This is a genomic window from Peribacillus sp. NPDC096540 (assembly GCF_050278525.1).
In the GTDB taxonomy this organism is placed as follows: Bacteria; Bacillota; Bacilli; order Bacillales; family DSM-1321; genus Peribacillus.
Genome location: NZ_JBNNTG010000073.1, coordinates 1 through 8,978, shown reverse-complemented (window position 1 = coordinate 8,978; position 8,978 = coordinate 1). Strand labels below are relative to the sequence as shown.

Annotated in this window: 5 protein-coding genes and 1 pseudogene; 4 read left to right on the top strand and 2 right to left on the bottom strand. The window is 38.5% G+C overall.

The window, feature by feature from the left end:
- Positions 1-696 precede the first annotated feature (696 nt).
- On the bottom strand, positions 697-1,368 hold the full coding sequence (locus ACQKMR_RS27650) for a response regulator (protein ID WP_427700126.1): 672 nt from the start codon (positions 1,366-1,368) through the stop codon (positions 697-699).
- Between the two features lie 117 nt (positions 1,369-1,485).
- Positions 1,486-1,785: pseudogene (locus ACQKMR_RS27645) on the bottom strand (recombinase family protein); the annotation flags it as partial.
- 223 nt (positions 1,786-2,008) lie between these two features.
- On the opposite strand from ACQKMR_RS27645, the gene ACQKMR_RS27640 reads away from it, so the two are divergent.
- The 4 genes from ACQKMR_RS27640 to ACQKMR_RS27625 all read left to right on the top strand — a co-directional run bounded on the left by ACQKMR_RS27640 (position 2,009) and on the right by ACQKMR_RS27625 (position 8,483).
- Positions 2,009-2,164 (top strand): hypothetical protein, encoded by a 156-nt coding sequence (locus ACQKMR_RS27640; protein WP_427700125.1) that lies wholly within the window; start codon positions 2,009-2,011, stop codon positions 2,162-2,164.
- A 5-nt stretch (positions 2,165-2,169) separates the two neighbouring features.
- Positions 2,170-2,547, top strand: coding sequence for a hypothetical protein (locus ACQKMR_RS27635; protein ID WP_427700124.1), 378 nt, complete (start codon positions 2,170-2,172; stop codon positions 2,545-2,547).
- Positions 2,548-2,856: 309 nt separating this feature from the next.
- Positions 2,857-5,217 (top strand): alkaline phosphatase family protein, encoded by a 2,361-nt coding sequence (locus tag ACQKMR_RS27630; RefSeq protein WP_376111574.1) that lies wholly within the window; start codon positions 2,857-2,859, stop codon positions 5,215-5,217.
- A gap of 140 nt (positions 5,218-5,357) precedes the next feature.
- Positions 5,358-8,483, top strand: coding sequence for an efflux RND transporter permease subunit (locus ACQKMR_RS27625; protein WP_427700123.1), 3,126 nt, complete (start codon positions 5,358-5,360; stop codon positions 8,481-8,483).
- The last annotated feature ends 495 nt before the right edge of the window (positions 8,484-8,978 follow it).

Genomic DNA, 8,978 nt, shown 5'->3' with positions numbered 1-8,978 from the left:
TCAGGTAGGTTATTTGGCATGCATATTTTTAGTATAGCATGAAATATTTTAAGTTTTTATTGAAAAATGTTGACAAACTATTAGCTGGTTTAGTTCCATAAGAAAAGCTGCCTTATAGACAGCTCCGAACTTAAGCTAACGCACCCGTTAGCTAAAGAAAGCTATTGATTTTTTTCTGAATTTTTAATGAATCTAATAATCCAATACAATAATATCCACGGTAGAATGAACTTTGTAGCCCATTCAATTACATGAGGAATTAAATTTGATGAGTTTATGCCGATTAACGGAAGTAATAGCCACAGTGCAAATAAAACTATAATACCAATAATAACCTTTTTCATTTCGATACCTCCATCCACACCTTATTTTTCCATTTATTTTACCATAATAGTCGATATCCCCACTTAAACTAAACTGCCCCTTTAGTTTAAGTACATTCTTTCACAATCTCAATAGAGTAGAGTCTTTTTAGTCACAATTCCAATCACCTACAAAATAGAGTTCATAATGTCCATATGACTTGTATCAGAATGCTTATCGTTGTAAATACGCATTTTCCTGATGCTACCCCAATATAACCTCAAAAAAAAAACGTGCCTTTAGAATTGCTTCTAAGGCTCGTTTCGTAAGAAAATCCCGTCTCTTCAGCACGCATTGCGAAAACTGAAGAGCTGGACTTAACATAAGTTGAAATTATTTCACTTCTACCCATCCGTTTTTAATAGCTAGAACAACAGCTTGTGTACGGTCGTTTACATTCATTTTTTGAAGAATGTTAGTCACATGGTTTTTTACTGTTTTTTCACTGATGTTTAAAGTTTCGCCGATGGCACGGTTGCTGTTTCCGTCTGCTAAAATTTGAAGAACTTCACACTCGCGTCGAGTCAATAGATGACGCGGTCTTCTGATCTCTACAGCATGTACTGAATCACGATCAGCAGCTAAACGGCGATATTCTTTGACTAGATTATGTGTCACCTTCGGATGAAGGTATGAGCCACCTTCTGCGACTACACGAACAGCATCAATTAACGCATCTGCATCCATTTCTTTCAACAGATAACCTTGTGCTCCTGTTTTCAATGCATGCTGTACATAGTTTTCATCATCATGAATCGATAAAATGATGACTTTCGTTTCAGGGTAACGGTTTACAAGCATTTTAGTTGCTTCGACACCGTTTATATTTGGCATGTTGATATCCAGGATAACAACATCTGGTTTGTGTATTTTAACAAGACCGATAGCCTCGCTTCCGTCATCGCCTTCGGCAACAACATCAAAGGATGATTCAAAATCTAATATACGCTTAACACCTTCACGGAAAAGCTGATGGTCATCGATAATGATGATACTAGTCTTCAACGGCTTCTTCCTCCTAATTTATTTAAATGCCTATTCTCTAAAATTAATAAATGATAGGGAATTTTCTTTTCAGCAGCATTTACAAAGAATAGCATATTTTTTCGATGCTACCCCCTATTAAAGTCTCGCCTCTTTCGCTTTAGCGTAAATAGTGGAACGTGGAACGCCTGTCATTTTAGCTATCTCATTTACACTTAATCTATTAGATTCTCTTTCTTGATACAGCTTCAAAGCCTTTTTAACGTCCTTCTCGTCCTTTCCTTTACGTCCCATATGAGTTCCTTTAGCTTTTGCCCTTTCACGTCCCTCAGTGGTTCTATCTTTGATTAAATCACGTTCAAAATCAGCAATAGCACCCAGCATAGTAAACATTAGCTTTCCTGATGGGGTACTAAAATCAATCTGTTCTTTGCAGAACCCCAACTATCTACGAAAAACACCCTGGAATAAATTCCAGGGTGTTTTCACTACTCATAAGCAATTTTATGAAAACTAGATTTGTATAGAGTATTCATTTGATACTTTGGGACCTTATTCAACTAAAGGGCCAGTTAATGGAAATTGAATTGAGTAAGTGAGAGTATTGGGAAAAGATGTTAATATGGAATGAAGATAAAAGGTATCGCTTAGGGGGATTAGTTTGAAAAGAAAGATATTATTTACGTTTATAATTTATTTAGCATTATTAGGTGGTTGCTCGCAAGAACAAACATTTGAAGATTTCTTTCATACAACGATGGATAAAATGCATAAAGGGGAAAAGAATTACTCCTATTCGTTGATTCACAGGAAATGAATGCTGTGCATAAAAATGATGCCATTGCAATATTTAAAGAACACAATCTAAACGGAGAACAAATCTTTATCGCATATTTTGAAAAAGAAGACAATAAGTGGAACTGGAAAGGAACAAGAGGTGCAGAGTGGGATACTCCCGTACAATGGTCTTCAATGTACGAAGTACCATACATTTATTCGGGAGCAATTAGTGACGAATCTATTTCTGAAGTGAATGTAGGAGATAAGATTGCAAAAATCATCAAGGTTGAAGATAATAAGAGGTTTTGGTATGGAATCAGTGATGTAAAAGATGCAGAAGTAAAGATAGTAAAAAAAGATGGTACTCAAGAAACTGTTGAAGAAATCAACGAAGAGCTTTTAAAGGATTGGCATAAATAAAACCAGCTAAAAGGAACTGTCCAGGTGTCCCGCTAGGACTTTATTGCCTTTGGAAGTGACATTCGGACAGATAACAAATTAAAATTTAAAACCATCAATTACCTAGACAAAAAACCTGGTCCCTTTGTCCCTTAATTTGTCCATTTTCTTTTAAAAATCCCTCTTTATTACTCCTAATAATTAAAAAAATCTACCCTCCATTTTTCCTAATATTCTTAATATTATTTCGATTAATTTTAACTGCTAATTTACATAACAGGAGTAATATTGTATTTGCAATCAAACTCTATGACAAAGGGGATAATCTTAATGAAACGAAAAAATGTAATTGCGGCAGTTTCCCTCACAACTGTTCTTCTCGGATCAACAACCGGCTATGCTGCCTACACAAACTTAGTTGGACCTAAAGGAGATGGAACCGCTGTTACACCACATGGTTGGGCAGTTACTCCTACTGGTGATCAAGTAACACTTGGAGATTTTCCAATGGGAGGCGCATTAAGCCCTGATCATCGTTATCTTATTGTTTCAAATAATGGACAAGGTGAGCAATCTCTTCAAGTTGTGGATACCGACAGTCAACTGGTAGTACAAACGATTCCTTACAAATCTCCAGAGGCACTTTATTTTGGGGTTGCATTCTCTCCAGATGGAAAAACGGTCTATGCATCAGCAGGAGGTAACAACAAAATTCGGGTATATGCATTTGAAAACGGAAAACTAACTGAACAAGCGCCAATCTTGCTTACAAATGCAAGCAAAACCAATTTCTACCCAGCTGGAATTTCAGTTTCAAAGGATGGAAAATCACTTTTTCTAGCAAATAATTTAAACCATTCTGTTTCAAAAATTGATCTTGTTTCTAAGCAAATTGTCAAAACAATGGCTGTAGGTAAACACCCTTACGCAACGGTCTTGAGCAATGATGGAGGCTCACTTTATGTCAGCAACTGGGGCGAAAGCAGTATTAGTGTAATTGATCCAGAAACGTTGGCAGTCAAAAGTACCATTGCTGTAGGTCTCCATCCGAACGCAATCGTGGAAAACCCTGCAAACGGAACGCTCTATGTATCCAATTCCGACAGTGACTCCATTTCTGTGGTAGATCCAAAGCTACAAAGAGAAATCAAAACGATTTCATTAATTCCAAATGAAGATGGACTTACAGGAAGTCAGCCAAATGCCCTCTCGTTAAGTGCTGATGGAAAAACATTATATGTTGCGAATGGTGGAAATAACGATGTGGCTATTGTTGATCTAACAACAGGTGAAGTGAAGGGATTGATCCCAACTGCTTGGTATCCAAGTGGTATCTACTTAGATGATGACAAACTAATGGTTCTTAATGGAAAGGGTCTAGGTGCTGGTTCCAATCGGGAAGGCCAGTATATTGGGAATATGATTCAAGGAACGATGTCCTTTATTGGTGTTCCTAATGAAAAAGAGCTGAAAAAATATACAAAAATAGTAGAAAAAAATAATGAAGTCTATAAGCCAACCGGATTCAGTGCAAGCGAAAAGTTTCCAATTCCTCGTTTTGAAGGGCAAGAATCGCCAATCAAACATGTAATCTATGTGATCAAGGAAAACCGTACATATGACCAAGTGTTTGGTGATATGGAAAAAGGTAATGGCGATCCAGAATTGACGATCTTTGGCAAGGACGTTACGCCAAATCTTCATAAGTTGGCCGATCAATTTGTATTATTAGATAATTTTTATGCAAACGCTGAAATTAGTGCCCAAGGACATAACTGGTCGACAGCGGCTCAAGCTAACGATTATGTGGAGAAAAACTGGTTTGCTAACTATTCAGGGCGAAACCGCGCCTATGATTTTGAAGGTGGAAATGAAGCAGCCTATCCAAAAGCAGGATTCTTATGGACAAACGCTTCTCGTTCGGGTGTCTCCTTCCGAAGCTATGGCGAATTCACGGCATATGATAAAAATACTGGGAAATATGTGGCAACTGAAGCTAGTTTGGGAAATAACTATGACCCAGATTTTCCTTCCTATAATCTTAAAATTTCTGATCTCATCCGCTATGAAGCGTGGGCAGAAGAATTTGATCAATATGAAGAGAACGGAAATCTTCCTCAGTTGCAAATTGTTCGTCTGCCTAACGACCACACACTTGGAACAACAAAAGGAGAACTAACTCCACAAGCGATGGTTGCACAAAATGATTATGCACTAGGAAAACTTGTAGAAACAGTAAGTAATTCTCCATATTGGAAAGACACGGCTATTTTTGTAACTGAAGATGATGCTCAAAATGGATGGGATTCTGTTGATGCTCACCGCACAACATCACTTGTGATCAGCCCATACACACAAACAGGAAATGTAGACAGTACACTCTATGATACAACGTCTATGCTTCGTACGATGGAAATGATCTTGGGAATGAAGCCAATGACACAATACGATGCTTCTGCAGTTCCAATGATTAATTCTTTTACCCATAAGCCAAACTTTAAATCCTTTAAGGTAGAAGAACCAACATATCCGCTTGATCGAAAAAATGGGGAAACTGCACCAATGGCAGCGGAATCTGCAAAATTGGACTTCACAGGAGTTGACCATGCTGATTCTGATAAATTAAACAAGATACTTTGGAAAGCTGCAAAAGGAGATAAACCTTATCCAGGTGAGCATAAAAACAAATAAATAATTAAAAAAGGGTGGCACAGTAGTCATTTTTTATACCTTGAAAATATTTTACATTATTTTCCATTTGGGATCAAAAAACTATTGGCCACCTTTTTTCTTATACAACCCCATCTTATTTAAAAGGAAGGTTTTCAAAAATGATGCGATTGATTGAGGGAACAATGAAACGATCAGTTTTGATCCTGACGTGTGTTGTTCTCATTTTAGCATGGGGTGCCATGTCTGCATTTCAAATGCAAAGAGATTATCTTCCCCCTATTAACAACACTGCACTTATGATCACCATTCAAGCAGATACATATCAAGCTGAACAGGTTAAGCAAATCATTACAACTAAAGTGGAAGAAGCTGTAGGAACTGTTGATAATCTTAACTATATTGAGGCAAACTCATTTGACGGCGGTTTAATGGCGAGCCTTTATTTTCCTGGTCACACCAATATGGAAAAAGCGGAGGATGATGTAAAAGCTGTCATCGAAAAAACGACATGGCCAGACGGTGTGAAAACACCTCAGATCACTCGTGTCAGTACCAACTCGTTTCCAATTATGAGGTTAAGTTTGACGAGCGGTTCGAATGACATGAATGAAAATCAATTACGCACATCCATACAAGAAAAAGTAGTAAATGAAATTAAACATGTTCCAGGTGTAAGGGAAGTACGTGTTACGGGGACAGGGAAAAATGGATATCTTTTGACGTTGAATGACGATGCCCTAAGCCAATATGGCTTAACGATAAAAGATGTGCAAAATGCACTTTCATCCATACATCCAACCATGCCTCAAGGAACCATCCAAGAAAACGGGGGACCCGAAGGGAAAGTAACTATGCCGATCCGCGTGACAGATTGGCCCATTAATAGTGTCGACCTGAAAAGTGTACAAATTCCTATTAAAAACGGCGGAACTGTAAGTTTACAAGAGGTTGCGAAAATTGACAATAGCATGATTGACTTACAAACCATTTCGAGAACAGGTGGACAACCAAGTGTTATTCTCGATATTTTAAAGACTCCTTCATCAAACATTACCGAAGTGACTGGGAGGATAAACGAACGAATCAATGCGATACCGGAAATCCAATCAAAAGTGATCAAGCTTTCTGTGTTATTGGATCAGGGTCATGAAATTAATTCTGCATTAAAAGGCTTAATAAAAGAAGGGTTAATCGGAATTGTATTTTCTATCCTATGTGTATATTTGTTTTTCAGGAATGTTCATTCCACAATGATCATTGCCTTGTCTTTGCCAATAAGTCTTCTTTTTACAACCGCAATCCTCCATGCGATGGATGTTACTTTAAATATCTTAACCATTTCTGGATTAATTGTGGCAATGGGCCGTGTGGTCGATGATTCTATCGTTGTCATCGATAATATGTATAGAAAGCGAACGAAAGAATCAGGCGGACAAGTGACCAAGCGGCAATTGGCTGAAGGTGTAATAGAAATGATTCCAGCCATTTCTTCCTCAACTGCAACCACTGTGGCTGTGTTTTTGCCTATTTCGATTATCGGAGGAATGATTAGCTCTGCTTTTTCCGGATTTGCCTGGTCTGTTGTCATCGCCCTTGTGATTTCACTTGCAGTTTCGATCTTTGTTGTGCCAGCATTGGCCTATATACTTTGGAGAAAAAAATCGGTTACTAAGTCAGTTGAAATAGAGACGAAAGCGAGGCACATACTTGAAAGGCTCTATTTAAAGAAAAAGCTGATTGCCCTTCTTGCTGTGACTCTGTTTGGAATTACGATTGTCCAAGCTGTGTTTTTACCGATAAACTTTTTCCCAAGAGGAAATGTGAAAGATGTAGCGATCCAAGTTGAGTTGCCTGAGCAAGCACAGCTTTCAGATGTAGATGCAGAAGTGAAAAATATTGAAACCATTTTAAAGGATATACCTGAGGTGAACACATTTTCTTCCACACTTGGTTCGTCCTTTACACCGATGTTTGATGACGTTTTTGATGAAGGCGGAGGTTGGATGCAGAAGCAAAACATCGCAAACATTTCGGTGGGAATTCATGATCAAACCGATATCGACTTATTTGTGGAAAAATTGCGCAAGCAACTGGGCTCTTTATCGACAAATGCTGTTTATACGGTATCCAATCAAAATATTTCTGGAGATGATTCCAGGTTAAAAGTCATTTTAACAGGTGGAGGCCAAAGGGAACTTGAAGCAGCTGCCATTTCAGTTAGAAGTAAACTTCAAATGATTCCAGGTCTAAGTATTGAAGGGATAGCAAATGATAAGGACGCACCAATCAAACATTATCTTTCATTAAATCAGGAAAAAATCCAGAGTTTAGGAATTAATGTTGATGAGGTTCTCAGTCGAATCAATGATTATTTGCCTCAACACGTTAGAGTGGATATTTCCTCTGGTACTTTTATCACTCCTGTTGAAATTCAGATGAATAAACAGGAAAGTTTTGAATTAGCCGGAAATCTAGAACCGGAAAAGACCATTTTATCAAAAATAGGAAGTGAAACATTTACAGCTAAGGATGGGTCAATAGTATCGTTAGCCGAAATATCATCATTGGAGACAAGTACCCAGACTATGATCAGTGAGCGGGATGGACAACCATTTGCTGCTGTAACAGGAAATATTATTACAAGAGATATCGGGAAAGTAACAAGCCAAGTGAAAGATACAATGGAGAATTTGAACCTGCCTCCAGGTGTCGAATATTCAATCGGGGGGATTTCCCAGCAGGTAAAACAAATGGTGATGGAAATGGGCCTTGCTTTAGCCTTGTCTATTCTCCTCGTCCTTATGATTGTTAGTGCCGTATTTCGCGGATGGTATGCACCGATTGCCGTACTGATTTGTATTCCACTGGCGTTAATTGGTTCCGTGTGGAGTATGTCTATTTTCAGAATGGAGTGGAATCTTGCTGCTTTGATCGGATTGTTAATGCTCACTGGTATTGTTGTTACGAACGGAATTGTACTTGTTGATAAAATTGAAAGAAATCTTGCAGAAGGAATAGAAACAAAGCAGGCAATACTACTTGGAACCGCAACAAGGGTTAGACCTGTGTTAATGACTGCGGGAACGACCATCTTAACCTTACTTCCATTAGCTTTCTCTAATAATGCGAACACACTTGTTTCTCAAACACTTGGTGTGGTCGTTATAGGTGGAATGATAAGTTCAACCCTTATCTGCCTCGTAGTCATTCCCATCATCTATGAATGGCTGAATGAAAAAGCGACGAAAACAAAAATGGCTAAACAAAACCAGGTATCTGCGTAATGGGACAAAGGGGACAAAGGGTGACCTTGTCCCTTCCTATCCTTGACCTTCTGCTTGGGTACCACCGTTTTAAAGATAGTTATGCAGCTAAAGTCTCTAACATTTAAGCTATATTACAAATAAGAAGTGTTTTTGTATTACCAAATATCTTTACCATAACTTTAGCGTACTCTTGGCTACTTTACTTTGCGGTCTACAGCAGGAATCCTGTGACTAGGCCCGTTAGGAAATTCCTATTGGGAATCCTAAGGATTAAAGAGTGTAGTACAACGTTACCATTTTCATCGTTAGACTTTGTATGAACCGCCGTATACCGAACGGTACGTACGGTGGTGGTGTGCTGTGAAAGGCACATCGGAGATGAGGGCAGGCCCCTTCTGCCGAAGCAACCCCTGTTATAGATACAGATAGGTAAGGGTTTGAAATTATCGCTCCCTTTTCCCCCTGTTCACACCGTAGGTGCGACTTTCACCGCATACGGCGTTCCAACTAATC